Genomic DNA, 17,064 nt, shown 5'->3' with positions numbered 1-17,064 from the left:
TGTGGCTAGGCTGACGTTTTGGGCTGCCCGATTATTGAGCCGTCGGGTAATCCACCACCAACGTCTCGATGTTGCGCTTCTTCGCCCGGACCAGGGCGGCCGTGACCTGTTCCTGCTTGGCTTGGGCTTCGGCCTCGGAGCTGAAAGGGCCGACCAGGACGCGCTCCTTGCCGTTCTCCCGCACCACGTTGGACATGAAGCTGTGCTCGATGAGCCAACCGGTCAGGTCGCTGACAGCCTGCGGTGTCTCGCCACGAACCTCGACGGCCCACTGCGGCGCGGCAGCGACGGCCGGTGCGGAGGTGGCGGCGGGTTTCGGCTTCGGTGCTTGGACGTCACGCCCTTCACCGCATCCTGCCAGCACACATACCGCGATAACCCAAGCCAATTTACGCACAACGTTTCCCCTGGAAGACATGAGGCATGGATTTTAGCATCCGTGCCCGTCAAGATCGCCGCAAACAATGCTCAAAACACGAGAATCCTGCCCGGCGTCTCTGTATAGTCGCACCCTGGGAATTAATGCTGCGTCTGCACGTCAGAAAGAGGCACCCACATTGTGACACTTAGCACTAATCTATAAGCAGTACCGACATCTGCACTGTCTGAATCAGGTGCCCTATAAAGCAATCAAGGAGAACACCATGCTGATACTCACCCGCAAAGTCGGTGAAAGCATAAACATTGGTGACGACATCACGATCACCATTCTGGGCGTTAGCGGCCAACAAGTACGGATCGGCATCAACGCCCCGAAAAACGTTGCGGTGCATCGTGAAGAGATCTATCAGCGTATTCAGGCCGGCCTTACCGCCCCTGATAAACCGCAAACTCCCTGAACATTGCAGCAGTCCGCAGCCAGCCCGTTTGCATCGTCGCAGTGGCTGGCTAAAGATTCTGGCCGACTGCGCCGCCCCCTGCCCCTCCCCGCCTTCTTTCACCCCATCCGTGAATCGATACTAATGGCATGGCGCTTGGCAAGGCTGTCAGACGTTTCGTTTTAATGATGACGAAGCAGGCGTTCGCGGCCGGTCAGCCCAAGCCCACGCCGCGCGCCATGCCTGTGGCGGCGACGACCATCAGGATCAGCAACAAGGCTTCGATGTGGCTGATCCGTGCAAGTCGACCAGCTTTCGAAGGATCGATCGCCAGCCCGTTGCGCAGTGCCATCCGCCATTTGATCAGGGCGATCATCGGTACGATCTCTAGCAGCAGAATCAATAGCAGCAACGTCATCTTCAAGTGAAAAAGCGGTTGATGCAGGTAATAGTCCGTGCCTTTTTCGTACCCGCCGAAAGCGCGCATCCCCCCGGTCACCAACAGAACCAGCGCCGACAGGCCCCACAGGTTGTCAGCCACCAAGACACCCCGGACCGCGTCCACACCGCCCGCCAGGCGCCGTAGCGCCGTGCCGCGGGTCAGCACCGCCCAGAACCCGAGGGCGAACGCCAGCAGATGAATTGCCGCAAGGGACCAATGAGCCAACATGGAAGACTCCTGACAGTGGGAATGTCGAATCGACCAGACAGTACTAGCTCATAAAGGAATGATTGCCAGGCTGAGCACAAAAAAACTGTGGGATTTTCAATGAATGCGATGCCTGTGGACCGTTCAAAAAAACTGTGGGAGCGAGCTTGCTCGCGATGGCGGTGTATCAGCCGACAAACATGTTGTCCGACACTCCGCTATCGCGAGCAAGCTCGCTCCCACAATTGGATGAACGCCACCGGCCCTGTGGGAGCGGGCTTGCCCGCGAAGACGGCGGCTTATTCAACATCTCAGTGACAGAGACACCGCTTTCGCGAGCAAGCCCGCTCCCACATGGACCGGGGTGGACTCAGTCCGCCAATCGCCAGGTCGTCCCGCCCTTCCCGTCTTCCAGCACCACGCCCATGGCGGTGAGCTGGTCGCGGATGCGGTCGGATTCGGCCCAATCCTTGTTGGCCCGCGCCGCCAGGCGTGCCTGGATCAATGTCTCCACCTCGGCCGCGTCCACGCGGCCTTCGGCACCGGCCTGCAGGAAGTCATCGGCTTCGAGCTGCAACACACCCAGCACGCTGGCCAGCTCCTTCAGGCGGGCCGCCAAGCCGGCCGCGGCATTGAGATCGCTTTCACGCAGGCGGTTGATCTCACGCACCATCTCGAACAACACCGCGCAGGCTTCCGGCGTGCCGAAGTCGTCGTTCATCACTTCGGTGAAACGCGCCACGAACGCTTCGCCACCGGCAGGTGGCACGGCGGGCAGTCCCTTCAAGGCATGATAGAAACGCTCCAGGGCACCTTTGGCGTCCTTGAGGTTGTCTTCCGAGTAGTTGATGGCGCTGCGATAGTGGCTCGACACCAACAGGTAACGCACGACTTCCGGGTGGTACTTGTCGAGCACGTCGCGGATGGTGAAGAAGTTATTCAAGGACTTGGACATCTTCTCGCCGTTGATCCGGATCATGCCGCAATGCATCCACGCGTTCGCGTAGGTCTTGCCGGTGGCCGCTTCGCTCTGGGCGATTTCGTTTTCGTGGTGCGGGAACTCCAGGTCGCTGCCGCCGCCATGAATATCGAAGGTCTCGCCCAGGCAGCAGGTGGACATCACCGAGCATTCGATGTGCCAGCCCGGACGCCCGGCGCCCCATGGCGATTCCCAGCTCGGCTCACCCGGCTTGGCCGCCTTCCACAACACGAAGTCCAGCGGGTCCTGCTTCGACTCGTCGACTTCGATGCGTGCGCCGATGCGCAGGTCTTCGATCTTCTTGCGCGACAGCTTGCCGTAGCCCATGAACTTGGCGACGCGGTAGTACACGTCGCCATTGCCCGGCGCGTAGGCATAGCCCTTGTCGATCAAGGCCTGGATCATCGCATGCATGCCCGGAATGTGGTCGGTGGCACGCGGCTCCATGTCCGGCTTCTTGATATTCAGACGCGCTTCATCTTCATGCATCGCGGCGATCATGCGCTCGGTCAACGCTTCGAACGACTCGCCGTTCTCGTTGGCGCGGTTGATGATCTTGTCGTCGATGTCAGTGATGTTGCGCACGTAGGTCAGGTCGTAACCGCTGAACCGCAGCCAGCGGGTCACCAGGTCGAAGGCGACCATGCTGCGGCCATGGCCGAGGTGGCAGTAGTCGTACACGGTCATGCCGCAGACATACATGCGCACCTTGTTGCCATCCAGCGGCTTGAAGACTTCTTTGCTCTTGGTGAGCGTGTTGTAGATCGTAAGCACGGTATTTCCTTAAGACTTGATCACTGGCCCCACGAATCACGCAGGGTCACGGTACGGTTGAATACCGGCTGGCCTGGTTTCGAGTCCTTGATATCCGCGACGAAGTAGCCTTCGCGCTCGAACTGGAAACGGTCTTCCGGCTGTGCATTGCCCAGCGAGGGTTCAGCACGACAACCGGTCAGCACTTGCAGTGAGTCAGGGTTGATGTTGTCCAGGAAACTCGCGCTGTCTTCGGCCTTCTCCGGGTTCGGAGAGCGGAACAGGCGATCGTACAGACGCACTTCGCACTCGACGCTGGCAGCGGCCGGCACCCAGTGGATCACGCCCTTGACCTTGCGGCCTTCAGGGTTCTTGCCCAGGGTGTCCGGATCGTACGAGCAACGCAGCTCGACGATGTTGCCGTCGGCGTCCTTGATCGCTTCGTCGGCACGGATCACGTAGCTGCCGCGCAAACGCACTTCGCCGTTCGGCTCCAGGCGCTTGTAGCCTTTTGGCGGCTCTTCCATGAAGTCATCGCGGTCGATGTAGATTTCACGGGCGAACGGCAGTTTGCGCACACCGAGTTCTTCTTTTTGCGGATGACGCAGCAGTTCGAGGTTTTCGACCTGGTCTTGCGGGTAGTTGGTGATCACGACCTTCAACGGACGCAACACGCACATGGCGCGCGGGGCATTCGCGTCCAGATCCTGACGGATGCTGAACTCGAGCATGCCGAAATCGACCACACCGTCGGAACGGTTGGTGCCGATCATCTCGCAGAAGTTGCGGATCGACGCCGGCGTGTAGCCACGACGGCGGAAGCCCGACAGCGTCGACATGCGCGGGTCGTCCCAACCGTTAACGTGCTTCTCGTCCACCAGTTGCTTGAGCTTGCGCTTGCTGGTGATGGTGTAGTTCAGGTTCAAGCGGCTGAATTCGTACTGGCGCGGGGTGGCCGGCACGGGCAGGTGCTCGAGGAACCACTCGTACAGCGGACGATGGCTTTCGAACTCCAGGGTGCAGATCGAGTGGGTGATGCCCTCGATGGCGTCCGACTGACCATGGGTGAAGTCATAGTTGGGGTAGATGCACCATTTGTCGCCGGTCTGGTGGTGATGGGCGTGACGGATGCGGTACATGATCGGGTCGCGCAGGTTCATGTTCGGCGAGGCCATGTCGATCTTGGCGCGCAGCACCCGTGCGCCGTCCGGGAACTCACCGACGCGCATGCGCGCGAACAGGTCAAGGTTCTCTTCCACGCTGCGCTCACGGAACGGGCTGTTCCTGCCCGGCTCGGTCAGGCTGCCGCGGTACTCCTTGGCCTGCTCGGGGGTCAGGTCGCACACGTAGGCATTGCCGGACTTGATCAGTTCTACCGCCCAGTCGTGCAACTGGTCGAAATATTGCGAGGCGTAGCGCACCTCACCGGACCATTCGAAACCCAGCCACTTGACGTCGCTTTCGATCGCGTCGATGTATTCCTGGTCTTCCTTGGCCGGGTTGGTATCGTCGAAACGCAGGTGCGTGACGCCGCCGAACTCCTGGGCCAGGCCGAAATTCACGCAGATCGACTTGGCATGGCCGATGTGCAGGTAGCCGTTGGGTTCCGGCGGGAAACGAGTGACGATCTGTGTGTGCTTACCCGAGTCCAGGTCCGCCTGGATGATCGGGCGCAGGAAATTGACCGGCACGGCCGGGCCGGTCTTGGAATTCGAGGTAGGGTCGACAGTGGGCTTGCTCATAGGATCCTTGAACAGACAAGTGCGCGGCCGGGTGCGGCCTGATAAATCAAAGCCCGTATCATAGCCGATGCTGTCAAGTACCTGACAGGCCAGGCCGGCAAACGATTGAATTTAATCGACAGCCAGATGAAAAACTGCCTCGAAATTCGTGCCCGGCACGCTAAACTGCCCAACCTGGCCGATTGCAGCCAGACCGGTTGCGGGCGTTTGTGCCCCGAAACCCACGAATTCCTTGAAAGAGTACCGACCATGAGCAAAGTCAAACTGACCACCAACTTCGGTGACATCGTTCTGCAACTGAACGCCGAGAAAGCGCCGCTGACCGTGGCCAACTTCATCGAATACGTCAACGCCGGCCACTACGAAAACACCGTATTCCACCGCGTCATCGGCAACTTCATGATCCAGGGCGGCGGCTTCGAACCGGGCATGAAGGAAAAGAAAGACAAGCGCCCGAGCATCCAGAACGAAGCCGACAACGGCCTGCCGAACAAAAAGTACAGCGTTGCCATGGCCCGTACCATGGAGCCACATTCGGCCTCCGCGCAGTTCTTCATCAACGTGGCCGACAACAGCTTCCTGAACCACAGCGGCAAGACCGTACAGGGCTGGGGCTACGCGGTGTTCGGTGAAGTGATCGAAGGCACCGACGTGGTCGACAAGATCAAGGGCGTCGCCACCACGTCCAAGGCTGGCCACCAGGACGTCCCGGCAGACGACGTGATCATCGAGAAAGCCGAGATCATTGAGTGATATTGCTGATTTCAGACTTGCATCTGGAAGAGGAGCGCCCGGACATCACCCGGGCGTTTCTGGATTTACTCGCCACACGCGCCCGCTCGGCGCAAGCGTTGTACATTCTGGGCGACTTTTTCGAAGCCTGGATCGGCGACGATGCCATGACGCCGTTCCAGCGCTCCATCTGCCAGGCCCTGCGCGAATTGAGCGACAGCGGCACGGCCATCTTCCTGATGCACGGCAATCGCGACTTCATGCTGGGGCAGGCCTTTTGCAAAGCGGCCGGCTGCACCCTGCTCAAGGACCCGAGTGTCGTGCAGCTCAATGGCGAACCGGTGCTGCTGATGCATGGCGACAGCCTCTGCACCCGCGACGAAGGCTACATGAAGCTGCGGCGCTGGCTGCGCAACCCGGTCACGCTGTTCATCCTGCGTCACCTGCCGCTGGGCAGCCGCCAGAAACTGGCGCGCAAACTGCGCAGCGAAAGCCGCACGCAGACCCGCATGAAAGCCAATGACATCGTCGACGTCACGCCCGAAGAGATCCCGCGGATCATGCAGCAATACGGCGTGAAGACCCTGGTCCACGGCCACACTCACCGCCCCGCCATCCACAAGCTGCAACTGGGCGAACACGCCGCCCGGCGCATCGTGCTGGGGGATTGGGACAAGCAAGGCTGGGCGTTGCAGGTGGACGAACAGGGGTTTGCGTTGGCGCCGTTTGGGTTCGCCCCGCCGCCGCTGTTATCAGCGCCCGACACAATCTCCAGCAGCCCAACCTGATTCCCCCCTGTGGGAGCGGGCTTGCTCGCGAAAGCGGTGTGTCAGTCACTATCAAAGTGACTGTCATGCCCTCTTCGCGAGCAAGCCCGCTCCCACATTGGATTGCATTTCACTTCTGGATCAGTGCCCCGCCGAAGCCGGCCCCGCCTTCGCCGCAAACGGTGGCTTGGCCAGCCACACCAGCAGGATCAACCCCATGAATGCCCAACCCAGCAGCGTGAAGTAATCCACGGTGGAGAGCATGTACGCCTGGCTGTTGAGAACCTGCTCGAGCCGGGCATAGGCCGGTGCGCTCGCGCCGCCAAGCTGGTTGAGCGCCTCGCGGGTGGCCGGCTCGAAAGTGCTGATGCTTTCGCTCAGGTAGGCGTGATGCTGGTCGGCCCGGCGGATCCAGATCCAGGTGGTCAACGATGCGGCAAAGCTGCCACCCAGGGTCCGCAGGAACGTCGCCAGCCCCGCGCCGTCGGCAATCTGGTGCGGCGGCAGGTCCGACATCAGGATGCTCAGGGTCGGCATGAAGAACAGCGCCACGCCAATGCCCATGAACAATTGCACCAAGGCAATGTGCTGGAAATCCACCTCGTTGGTGAACCCGGCGCGCATGAAGCAGCTCAGGCCGATGGCCAGGAACGCCAGCCCCGCCAGCAAACGCAGGTCGAACTTGTGTGCGTACTTGCCGACGAAGGGCGACATCAACACCGGCAGGATACCGATGGGTGCCACCGCCAATCCGGCCCAGGTCGCGGTGTAGCCCATCTGGGTCTGCAACCACTGCGGCAGGATCAGGTTGATGCCAAAGAACCCGGCGTAACCACCCACCAGCACAATGGTGCCGATGCGGAAGTTGCGATAGGCGAACAGGCGGAGGTTGACCACCGGATGGCGGTCGGTCATTTCCCAGATCACGAACACCGCCAGGGCAATGACCGAAATCACAGCGCCCATGATGATGAAGTTCGACTCGAACCAGTCCAGGTCGTTGCCCTTGTCGAGGATCACCTGGAGCGCACCGACACCGATGATCAGCGTGATCAACCCCACATAATCCATCGGCTGATGGCTGGTGACCACCGGCCGCGCCTTGAGTTGCTGGCGCACCACCATCACCGCGAAGACGCCGATGGGCACGTTGATGAAGAAGATCCACGGCCAGCTGTAGCTGTCGGTGATCCAGCCGCCGAGGATTGGTCCGGCAATCGGCGCCACCACCGTGACCATCGCCAGCAACGCCAGGGCCATGCCCCGCCTGGCCGGCGGGTAGACGGCAATCAGCAAGGTCTGGGTCATCGGGTACAACGGCCCGGCCACCAGCCCCTGGATGACCCGGAAGCCAATCAGCTCCGGCATCGAGGTGGAAATGCCACACAAGAATGAAGCGAGCACGAACAGCATCGTCGCCCACAAAAACAGCTTCACCTCGCCGAACCGACGACTGAGCCAGCCGGTGAGCGGCAGGGCGATGGCGTTGCTCACCGCGAACGAGGTGATCACCCAGGTGCCCTGCTCCGAGCTGACGCCCAGGTTGCCGGAAATGGTCGGCAAGGCGACGTTGGCGATGGTGGTGTCGAGCACTTGCATGAACGTCGCCAGCGACAGCCCGATGGTGCTGAGCAACAGGCTGGGCGGCGTGAAGGACGCGTTATTGCTCATTGCGAAATCCTATGAAGCGGAGGAAGCGAAATCCCTTAGGACAAGGCCCAACCCCTGTGGGAGCGAGCTTGCTCGCGATAGCGGTGTATCAGTCACCACCGATGTTGGCGGGTCCAACGCCATCGCGAGCAAGCTCGCTCCCACAGGTTCATCCCATGACTGGCTAGCGCTGCGCGGTCTTGCTCGCCGCGGCACTGTTGTCGTGGATCAGCCGGGTGATCATCGCGTCGGCGTCGGCCAACTGCTGGTCATAGACCTGGGTGCTGAACGAGGCTTTCTGCGGCGGCTGTTGGGCCAGCACCGGGCCGCTCTGGTCGTGCAGGTTGACGCTGACCTGGGTCGACAGGCCGACTCGCAGCGGATGCTTGGCCAGTTCTTCGGCATTGACATGAATGCGCACCGGCACCCGCTGGACGATCTTGATCCAGTTACCAGTGGCGTTCTGCGCCGGCAACAAGGCAAACGCACTGCCGGTCCCGGCACCCAGGCTGTCGATGGTGCCGCTGAACTTCACATCGCTGCCGTACAGGTCGGCCTCAATGTCCACCGGCTGGCCGATGCGCATGTCGCGCAGTTGGGTTTCCTTGAAGTTGGCGTCGATCCACAGCTGATCCAGCGGAATCACCGCCATCAACGCCGTGCCCGGCTGCACCCGTTGGCCCAGTTGCACGGTGCGCTTGGCCACATAGCCGGTGACCGGCGCGATCAAGGTGCTGCGGGCGTTGGTCAGGAAAGCCTGGCGCAATTGCGCGGCGGCAGCTTGCACGTCGGGATGGGACGACACCACGGTATCGTCCACCAAGGCGCTGGTGGTCTTGAGCTGTTGCCGGGCATTGGCCAGGGCATTCTGCGCCGAGGTCAGGTCATCCCGGGCGTGGGACAGCTCTTCCTGGGAAATCGCTCCGCCGGCGGCCAGGTTCTTGCGTCGGCTATAGTTTTCCTGGGCCTTCTGCACTTCGGCCTCTTGGGCATTGACCTGCGCCCGCATGCCATCGACGTTGCTGTACAAGCCACGCACCTGGCGCACGGTCCGGGCCAGGTTGGCCTGGGCACTTTGCAGCCCGACTTCGGCGTCGTTCGGGTCGAACTGCACCAGCACCTGGCCTTCACGCACCAGGTCGCCGTCATCGGCACCGATGCTCACCACCGTGCCGGTCACCAGCGGTGTGATCTCCACCACGTTGCCGTTCACATAGGCATCGTCGGTGCTTTCGCTCCAGCGGCCATACAGTTCATGCCAACCCCACACACCCAGGCCCGCGAGGATGACGATCAGCGCCAGTGCCAACAGCATGACCTTGCGCTTGCGTGGGTTAACGCTGTCTTGTGTATTTTCGGATTGAGTCGTTTCGGCAGTCGCCATGACAAGTACCTCGAATCAGTGGGTCGGCGTGGCAGGGGTTGGCGTGGCCGCCGCCAGGGTCTGGGCTTCGAAACCACCGCCCAGGGCCTGCATCAGTTGGATCGACAAATCGATCTGTTCGGCATTCAGGTTCGCCAGTTGGCGCTGGGCCTGGAGCAATTGCTGCTCGATGCTCAGCACGTCCAGGTAATTACCGATGCCCGAGCCGTAGCGCTGGACCACGGTGTCGTAAGAGTTCCGTGCGATATCGGTGGCATGTTGCTGGGCATCGATCTGGCGAGCGATGTCGCGCAACTGGTTGATGGTGTCACTGACATCGCCAAGGGCCGTGACCAGGCTCTTGTTGTACTGCGCCACCGCCAGGTCGTAATCGGCGTCCCGGGCATCCAGGTCCGCCCGCAGGCGGCCACCGTCGAAGATCGGCAAGGACACGGTTGGCGCCACATTGAAGAAGCGACTGGCCGAACCGAACATCGCATCGCCGAGCAATGACTGCACCCCTGCCGCCGCGCTCAAGTTGAGGTTGGGGTAGAAGTTGGTCTTGCCAGCCTCGATGTTCTTGCTGGCCGCCTCGACCCGCCAGCGCGCCGCGACCAGGTCCGGACGACGGCCCAGCAACTCGGCCGGCAGGTTCGACGGCAAGGCGACCGCGCTGGCTTGCAGCACGTTGGGTCGGGCGATTTCATTGCCGCGATCCGGGCCCTTGCCCAGTAGCACCGCCAGGGCGATCTTGGCGCTTTGCAGGCGTTTTTCTGCGTCGATCAAGGTTGCATCGGCGCTGGCTTCCAGGCTTTCGGTCTGCTGGAACTGGTATTCGCTGTCGATCCCGGCGCTGAGGCGGCGCTTGCCCAGATCGAGCATCTGCCGGGTGCGCTTGAGGTCTTCGGCGGCCAGGTCATGAATAATGTGGGCCTGGCCCAGGTCGCTGTAGGCCCGGGCCACATCGGCGGCCAGGGTCAGTTGCGCGGCCTGGCGATCGATCTCGGCGGCGCGGGCCTGGCCCAGGGCGGCTTCCCAGGCGGCACGCTGGCCACCCCAGAGGTCGAAGTTGTAGTTGAAGTCCACACTCAGCGAACGCAGGGTGCTGTACGCCCCACCCTGCCCTTGCGGATCCTGGTCACGGGCCAGACGCGAACGGCTGACGCTGCCACTGGCATCCAGGGTCGGCAGGCGCGCCGCGTTGGCGGCATAGGCCGCGGCACTGGCCTGGTGGACCCGGGCGCTGGCGACCTGCATGTCCGGGCTGTCGCGCAGGGCTTCACGGATCAGGCCGTCGAGCTGCGGATCACCGAGGCTTTTCCACCAGTCGTTTTTCGGCCACGCGGCCGGCGACAGCGTGACCCCGGTCAGGGATTGTCCAGCCTGGAGGCTCTTGGCCTCGAGGCTGACGCCTTCGGTCTTCAGGCCGCTGTAGCTGGCACAACCGGCGAGGCTCATGGCCAACAGCACCAGACTCAAGCGGGTACGCAAGGTTTGACGTTTCATTTGTCCCCCAATCGCAACATGGTGATGGAGTCACCGGCAGCGAGCAGTATTTTCTTGAGGATGTTTTCGAGGGTTTGCAGTTCCTCGCGGCTGATGGCGCCGGCCAACTGGTTCATGGCGTCGGCACCGATGAACGGCAGGCGATCAGCGAGGGCCTGGCCGGCTTCGGTCAACACCAATTGCACCTGGCGCCGGTCCTCTGCCGAGCGCTGGCGGATCAGAAAACCTTTCTGCTCCAGGCGATCGAGCATTCGCGTCATCGAGCCGCTGTCCAGGGACAGGTAGCGACACAGCTCGACCGGCGTGTCGATGCCGTACTGGGCCATGATGATCAACACCTTGAACTGGGCGGCGGTAATGCCGACGGGCTCCATGTGGGTGTCGATGATCCGGTCCTTGAGCAGCGCGGCGCGGCCGAGCAGCATGCCGAGGTGGCAATTGTGAAATTCGTCTGGAGTGAAATGCTTCATCTGAGCACCGTTTGCTGCCTAGGCAGTGAATGTATGTCGAGATATTACTGCTTAGGCAGCAAATGTCAAACAAATAGTTAGCTTGCTATTCACAAACAGACAAAATGCAGACAAAACTGTGGGAGCGAGCTTGCTCGCGAATGCGGTAGATCAGTCAACTTATCTGTTGAATGACACACCGCATTCGCGAGCAAGCCCACTCCCACAAGGGTTTGGGGAAGGGTTAGAAATCGCGCTTGTAGAAGATATCCAGCGAACTGGCGACGCCGCTGGCGGCTTCGAGGTAAACCTTCTTGCTGAGCTTGTAGCGCAGGGCGATGGTGTTGGCCGGTTCGAACACGCCGACGCCGTAGCGCAGGCTGAGTTTTTCCGAGAGGTTGCCGCTGGCGACCACGCTGGTGGTGTTGCCGCTGCCTTGGGTGTCGAGTTGGAAGTCATCGATGCCCAGGCTATTGGCCAGGCTGCTGGTCACGCCCGAGCTGCCCATCAACCCCAGGCCCAGCGCCGCCTGGGCGAGCATGTTGTTGTCCTCGCCCGTGGTGCTCAGCGGGCGGCCCAGTACCAGGTAAGACAACGCCTGCTCCTGGCTCATGGCCGGCTCCGAGAAGATTTGCGTAGTCGGTTGCTCGGCGCTGCCGCTCAAGCGGATGCCGGCGATCACGTCGTCGGTCTGGCGAATCGCTTCGATGTCCAGGTAGGGCTGGTCGATGGGCCCGGCGAACAGCAGCCGGGCCCGGCGCACCGTCAGCCGTTGCCCGTAGGCCCGATAACGACCATCGTTGAGCCACAGTTCACCGCGGGTGTCCAGGTTGTCGCCGATGTGCACCTGCCCCTGGACGTTGGCCGTCAGGCCGAAACCCGAGAACGCGAGTTTGTCCTGGCCGACGATCACGTCGATGTCCATCGCCATGGCTATCGGTGCCTTGCCCTCCTCGGTCTGGTGGCCGACGATCACCGTGTCATCCGACACCTTGACGGTGGACGGCGGCAGTTCGCGGACGGTGATCTCGCCTTTGGGCACCAGGACCTTGCCGGCAATGGAAAGCCGCTCGCCCTGCATCGTGATGTTCAGGTCCGGGGCGACATCGAGCACCGCGTACGGTTCGACGGTGACCGGCAGTTGCGAGCCCTTGAGAGTCAGGTCCAGCGTCAGGGCTTTGCCCCAGCCGATGTTTCCGGTCAGGCTGCCCTGCCCGCGCTTGCCGCTTTTCCAGGCGCCGTCGAGCCGCACCGTTTCGCCGGCAATCATCGCCCGCACCTGCAGGGCTTCGAGGCTGATCGGCAGTTCCGGGCCGGAGACTTCGCCGTCGCTGAGCACCAGGTTGCCGTTGACCTGGGGCGCGAGCAAACCACCCGACAACGTCCCGCTGCCGTTCAAGTGACCGGTGAGGGTTTCCACCATCGGCACGAACGGCCGGGCCACGGACAGGTCCAGGCCGGTCAGGCGGAACGAGCCGCTCAAGGGCTTGCTGGCCGGCAGCGGATTGATCTGCGCCTGGAGCATCAGCTCGCCGAGCTTGGTGCCGACGAAATTCAGGTCGGTGTCGATGCGCTTGGGAGTCAGGCGGCTATTGAGCGTCAAGGTCTGGTAGGGGAAGTCCAGCCATTGCGCCTTGTCCCCCGCCTTGTCACGGATGCGCAACGTACCGCCACTGGCGTCCACCAGGACCCGGCCATTCGGGCCACTCGCCGGCAGGTCCAGTTGCAGGTCCGCATTGAGCCGGCCCTGCCAGGCAAAATCCTTGGGCATCCACTGGGCCAGGCTTTCAATGGGGAATTGCTTGAGGTGATAGCGCAGCTTCGGCTCCGGCATCAGCCGCTGGTCTTCACCGCACAGGCTGGCCTCGCCTGAACGCCAGCAGTGAGCGCCGACGTTGAGCGTGCCATCGGCCAGGCGTTCCAGTTTTGCCGGGGCTTGCAGGCGCCAGGCTTGACCGCCGGCCTGCACCTCGCCGCTGGCCAGGCGTCCGCGCCAATTGCCCTGGTCGAGGGCGCCGTCGAGCGCCAGGGTCGTGTCGAGCTGCGGCCCTTGCAAGTCCAGGTTGAGTGTTTGCCGCTTGATGTCGCCCTGTCCGCTGACGGTCAGCACGCCCAACGAAGTTTCGCCGGCGCGGATGCCGCTGGCCTTGAGGTCGAGCTTGCCGCGCTGGGCGCTGTCGAGGGTCGCGTCCAGGTTCAGGCTTTGCAGGCGATTGTCCTGCAACGCCAATTGTGTGCCTTGCAGACTGAGCTTGCCTTGGGGCGCCTTGAGCGTGCCGGCGACATCGACCCGGCCAACGACCTGGCCGCGCAATTGCGGCCAGAGCTGGGCCAGGCGGGCGAGCTTGATGTCGATCTGGCCGGTGAGCTTCTGTTGCAGGCTGCCGGTGCCGTTGATGCGGTTATCCCCCAGGCGGATGTCCAGCGCGCTGAGGTTCCACTGCTCGCCGGCACCACTGGCCTTGGCCTGGAACAGCGCCGGTTGGCCGCGCAGCTTGCCCTTGAGATCCAGGTCCGCGTCGAGCTCGAGGCGATCGTTCTTCATCGCGCCTTTGCTGCGCAACGGCCCGGCCAGGGTGCCGGGCAACTCGCCGAGCCAGTACGCCGGGTTGATGGCCGACAGTTGCAGCGCCGTGTCCCAGGCAATGCCATCGGCAAATTGCAGGCTCAGGTGTCCTTCGGCCTTGCCCTGCCCCGCGGCGAGCTTGAGTTGCGGCAGATGGATTTGCGTCAGGTCACCACTGAACGGGCTGTCCAGGCTGAAAGCCCCGGCGGGGCCGTCCAGCGCGGCCTGGAAATTGCCCAGGTAGTTGCCATCGGTGTACGAGACTTCGCCATTGAAGCTGCGCAACGCTACCTGTGGTTCGTCGATCAGCGGATACAGGCGATGCCAGGGGAAATCCAGCCAGGCGACTTTCGCCTCGGCGCTCAAGCCGTCGCGCCAGTCCACTTGCCCGCTGAGTTTCAGGCTCTGCTGATTGCCGGCGTCCAAGTCCAGGCCGGCGATCCGTGCGCCATTGGCGTCCACGGTGCCTTGCAGCAGCAATGCCACTGGCCCCTTTTCGGCGGGCAACGTCGCCTTGCCAAGCAATTGATAGCCACTTTTCAGATCGCCTTCGCCGGTCAATTCCAACTGATTGAGCAACAGCGTGTCCGGCAGATCGGCGCTGGCCTTGAAACCGTCGGCAGTGATGCGCACTTTGGCGGGCAGGTTGTCCGCCAGCGGTTGCAGCTCACCGGTCAACTGACCTTGCAGGTAGCCGCTACTGTCGGCCTTGAGGTTGAGGGTCTTGAGCAGGTTGCCGTCGACTTTCAGGTCCAGGGCCCAGGGCGTGGCACCCGGCGCAGGCAAGGTCAACCGGCCTTCGGCATTCAACGGCCAGTCGCCGGCGGGCTTGAGCAAGCCGGACAGCTTCAGACCTAGCTCGTCGCGCTGCAATTGCACCGAGTCGATCTGCAGGCCCTCGGCGGTCCAATGGGCAACCAACTGCAGGCCCTTGAGTTGCTCGCTGCCGTTGAACGACAGGCTGCCGACTTGCACATCGCCCAGTTCGATCGCGAGCGGCAAGTCCAGGTCCGGCAAGCTGATCGGGCCGCTGCTCGGCTCATCGGCCGAGGCGGGCAACTGCAAGGCCACCTGGTCGGCCTTGAGCTGTTCGATGCACAAGGTCATGCGCGCCAGGCACAACGGCGACCAGGCGAATATCACTCGATCCATCGCCACCCGCCTGTCGCCCTGCTGCCACAGCAGGTGATCGGCGCTCCACTGCCCGCCCAGCCGGCCCTGGAAATTCTCCACGGCCAGCCCCGGTACCAGGCCGAGGGCCCAGCGGCTGCCAAATGCCGTGCCCAGTACCGCGCTCAAGGCCAGCACGACCGCCAGCGTTCCCCCGGCGAGCGCCAGCAGCGTTATCTTCACACCACGCTTCACAGCTCAGGCCCCATGGAAAAGTGCAATCGAATACCGCCTTCATCGTCCATCGCATGGGCCAGGTCGAGGCGGATCGGCCCCACCGGCGACACCCAGCGCACACCGACGCCCACGCCGGTCTTCAGGCTCGGCAGCTCAAGGCTGTTGAAGGCGTTGCCCTGGTCGATGAACGTCGCCACTCGCCATTTTTCCGCGATGGAATACTGATACTCGAGGCTGCCGGCGACCATGTAGCGCCCCCCGATACGGTCGCCCTCGGAGTTTTCCGGCGACAGGCTCTGGTAGTCGTACCCCCGCACGCTCTGGTCGCCACCGGCGAAAAAGCGCAGGGACGGCGGAATGGATTTGTAGCCATTGGTGGCGCTGCCGCCGATTTGCGCCCGCGCCAGCAAGCGATGCTTGTCGAACACCGTGGTCAGGCCCTTGACCATGGCGGTGCCGTACACAAGGTTATTGTCCGAGCCCAGCCCCTCCTTGGCGACCTTGGTGTCGAACTGCAGACGGTAGCCGTTGTGCGGGTCGATGCGGTTGTCGCTGCGCAGATAGGAATAGCTCACGCCCGGCATCAACAGCGTGCTCAGGCCCGCATCGTCGCCGAGGCGGTACTCCTCGCGCTGCCACTTGAGCGACACCACCCGCTGCCAGCCGCTGGGCAACTTGCTGTGCCATTCCGGGCCCACGGTGAGCAGTTTGCTGAGGCTGTCGGTACCGGCCAGTTCTTCATATTGATAACCGCCGGCGTAGCGCATCTTGTCGGTCAGCGGCGGGTCCAGCGGCACGTCGTACCACAGGCCGACGTTTTGCCGGGGCGCCGACACTTCCGCTTCCCAGCCATAGCTGTGGCCCTGGGGGTTGACCCAGTGGCGCGTCCAGTTGGCTTTGGCCCGGGGACCGACATCAGTGGAGAAGCCCAGGCCAAGGCCCATGGTGCGCGGCTTGCGCGTATCGAGCTTGACCACCACCGGAATGACATTGTGGGTGGCGGCGGTGGGGGCCGCATCCACCCGAACGCCTTCGAAATAGCCGCTCGATTGCAAGGCCTGGTTGAGTTCGGCAATCAGCTCGGAGTCGTACGCCGTGCCGGCCTTGAACGGCACCATGCGTTGCAGCAGGTCTTCGTCGAACGGCGTGTCGCCCTCGAAGCTCACCGGGCCCAAGGCATAGCGCGGGCCGCTGTCGTAGACCAGCTCGATGTCGGCGATGCCCGCCTGGGGGTCCACCAGGAGTTTCTGCCGGGTGAAACGCCCGCTGAAATAACCGTAGCGCGAGGCCTGGTTCTGGATCACCCGCTTGGCGTCTTCATAGCGACCATGGTTGAGCACCGCGCCGGGCTTCAGCGCGGCATTGTCGGGCACGCGAAAAGCCTTGAGCGAAGCCGCCGGCCCATCGATGCGCACGGTGACGTTGCGCAGGTGCACCGGCTCGCCGGGGTCGATGGTCAGCACCAGCCGTGGATCCTTGCCGCCCTTGACCTGGCTGTCGATCTGCGGCTGGTAGTAGCCCAGCGCCTGGGCGGCCTTGCGCGCCTGTTCCTCGGCGCCGCGACTGAAACGCAGCAAGGCCGCCTCGTCACGATCCCCCACGCCACCGATGTAACCTTCGACGTTGGCCTTGAGTTCATCATTGGACGGCTGGACGCGTACTTCCAATTCACTGTTTGCCAGTGCCGCGCAGCTGAAGGACAGCAAGAGCGCGCCACGGGTCATTCTTCCTGGGAGGTTCATG

The 17,064-nt window shown here is 62.6% G+C and carries 13 protein-coding genes; 3 read left to right on the top strand and 10 right to left on the bottom strand.

Annotation, left to right across the window (positions count from 1 at the left end; translation table 11 throughout):
* Positions 1-31 precede the first annotated feature (31 nt).
* Positions 32-397 carry a penicillin-binding protein activator LpoB gene (locus BLO80_RS06625; protein ID WP_092327418.1) on the bottom strand — a complete coding sequence of 122 codons (366 nt, stop codon included), beginning with the start codon at positions 395-397 and terminating at the stop codon, positions 32-34.
* A gap of 247 nt (positions 398-644) precedes the next feature.
* Between BLO80_RS06625 and csrA the strand changes: the two genes are divergently transcribed.
* Positions 645-839: a carbon storage regulator CsrA gene (gene csrA / locus BLO80_RS06620; RefSeq protein ID WP_003179932.1), complete on the top strand. Its 195-nt coding sequence runs from the start codon at positions 645-647 to the stop codon at positions 837-839.
* Between the two features lie 193 nt (positions 840-1,032).
* Here csrA and BLO80_RS06615 read toward each other — a convergent pair whose 3' ends face one another.
* From BLO80_RS06615 to BLO80_RS06605, 3 genes are all read right to left on the bottom strand, one after another.
* The gene (locus tag BLO80_RS06615) at positions 1,033-1,488 is read right to left on the bottom strand and encodes a DUF2214 family protein (RefSeq protein ID WP_092327416.1); all 456 of its coding nucleotides are present in this window, start codon (positions 1,486-1,488) and stop codon (positions 1,033-1,035) included.
* Between the two features lie 349 nt (positions 1,489-1,837).
* Positions 1,838-3,220 (bottom strand): cysteine--tRNA ligase, encoded by a 1,383-nt coding sequence (gene cysS / locus BLO80_RS06610; protein ID WP_092327415.1) that lies wholly within the window; start codon positions 3,218-3,220, stop codon positions 1,838-1,840.
* Positions 3,221-3,240: 20 nt separating this feature from the next.
* Positions 3,241-4,941, bottom strand: a complete 1,701-nt coding sequence (locus BLO80_RS06605; RefSeq protein WP_092327413.1) for a glutamine--tRNA ligase/YqeY domain fusion protein — start codon at positions 4,939-4,941, stop codon at positions 3,241-3,243.
* A 249-nt stretch (positions 4,942-5,190) separates the two neighbouring features.
* On the opposite strand from BLO80_RS06605, the gene BLO80_RS06600 reads away from it, so the two are divergent.
* Positions 5,191-5,694, top strand: a complete 504-nt coding sequence (locus tag BLO80_RS06600; RefSeq protein ID WP_092199319.1) for a peptidylprolyl isomerase — start codon at positions 5,191-5,193, stop codon at positions 5,692-5,694.
* On the top strand, positions 5,691-6,461 hold the full coding sequence (locus tag BLO80_RS06595; protein WP_092327412.1) for a UDP-2,3-diacylglucosamine diphosphatase: 771 nt from the start codon (positions 5,691-5,693) through the stop codon (positions 6,459-6,461). The genes BLO80_RS06600 and BLO80_RS06595 overlap by 4 nt, the downstream gene beginning before the upstream one ends.
* Before the next feature lie 120 nt (positions 6,462-6,581).
* Here the strand turns inward: BLO80_RS06595 and BLO80_RS06590 are convergent, their stop codons facing one another.
* The 6 genes from BLO80_RS06590 to BLO80_RS06560 form a co-directional block, all read right to left on the bottom strand.
* The gene (locus BLO80_RS06590; RefSeq protein ID WP_092327410.1) at positions 6,582-8,111 is read right to left on the bottom strand and encodes a DHA2 family efflux MFS transporter permease subunit; all 1,530 of its coding nucleotides are present in this window, start codon (positions 8,109-8,111) and stop codon (positions 6,582-6,584) included.
* A 163-nt stretch (positions 8,112-8,274) separates the two neighbouring features.
* Positions 8,275-9,474, bottom strand: coding sequence for an HlyD/EmrA/EmrK family protein (locus tag BLO80_RS06580; protein ID WP_092327407.1), 1,200 nt, complete (start codon positions 9,472-9,474; stop codon positions 8,275-8,277).
* A gap of 15 nt (positions 9,475-9,489) precedes the next feature.
* A complete protein-coding gene (locus BLO80_RS06575) occupies positions 9,490-10,959 on the bottom strand; it encodes an efflux transporter outer membrane subunit (RefSeq protein WP_092327405.1) in 1,470 nt (489 codons plus the stop codon).
* On the bottom strand, positions 10,956-11,429 hold the full coding sequence (locus BLO80_RS06570; RefSeq protein ID WP_092327404.1) for a MarR family winged helix-turn-helix transcriptional regulator: 474 nt from the start codon (positions 11,427-11,429) through the stop codon (positions 10,956-10,958). Before BLO80_RS06570 ends, BLO80_RS06575 begins: the two co-directional genes overlap by 4 nt.
* 223 nt (positions 11,430-11,652) lie before the next feature.
* The gene (locus BLO80_RS06565) at positions 11,653-15,339 is read right to left on the bottom strand and encodes a translocation/assembly module TamB domain-containing protein (protein ID WP_092327402.1); all 3,687 of its coding nucleotides are present in this window, start codon (positions 15,337-15,339) and stop codon (positions 11,653-11,655) included.
* Positions 15,336-17,063, bottom strand: coding sequence for an autotransporter assembly complex protein TamA (locus tag BLO80_RS06560; RefSeq protein WP_218189361.1), 1,728 nt, complete (start codon positions 17,061-17,063; stop codon positions 15,336-15,338). The genes BLO80_RS06565 and BLO80_RS06560 overlap by 4 nt, the downstream gene beginning before the upstream one ends.
* Position 17,064 lies beyond the last annotated feature (1 nt).

The organism is Pseudomonas sp. NFACC56-3, assembly GCF_900100025.1.
GTDB lineage: Bacteria > Pseudomonadota > Gammaproteobacteria > Pseudomonadales > Pseudomonadaceae > Aquipseudomonas > Aquipseudomonas fluorescens_AA.
Note: the sequence above shows the minus strand (reverse complement) of the source record. Positions and strands in the feature narration are given on the sequence as shown.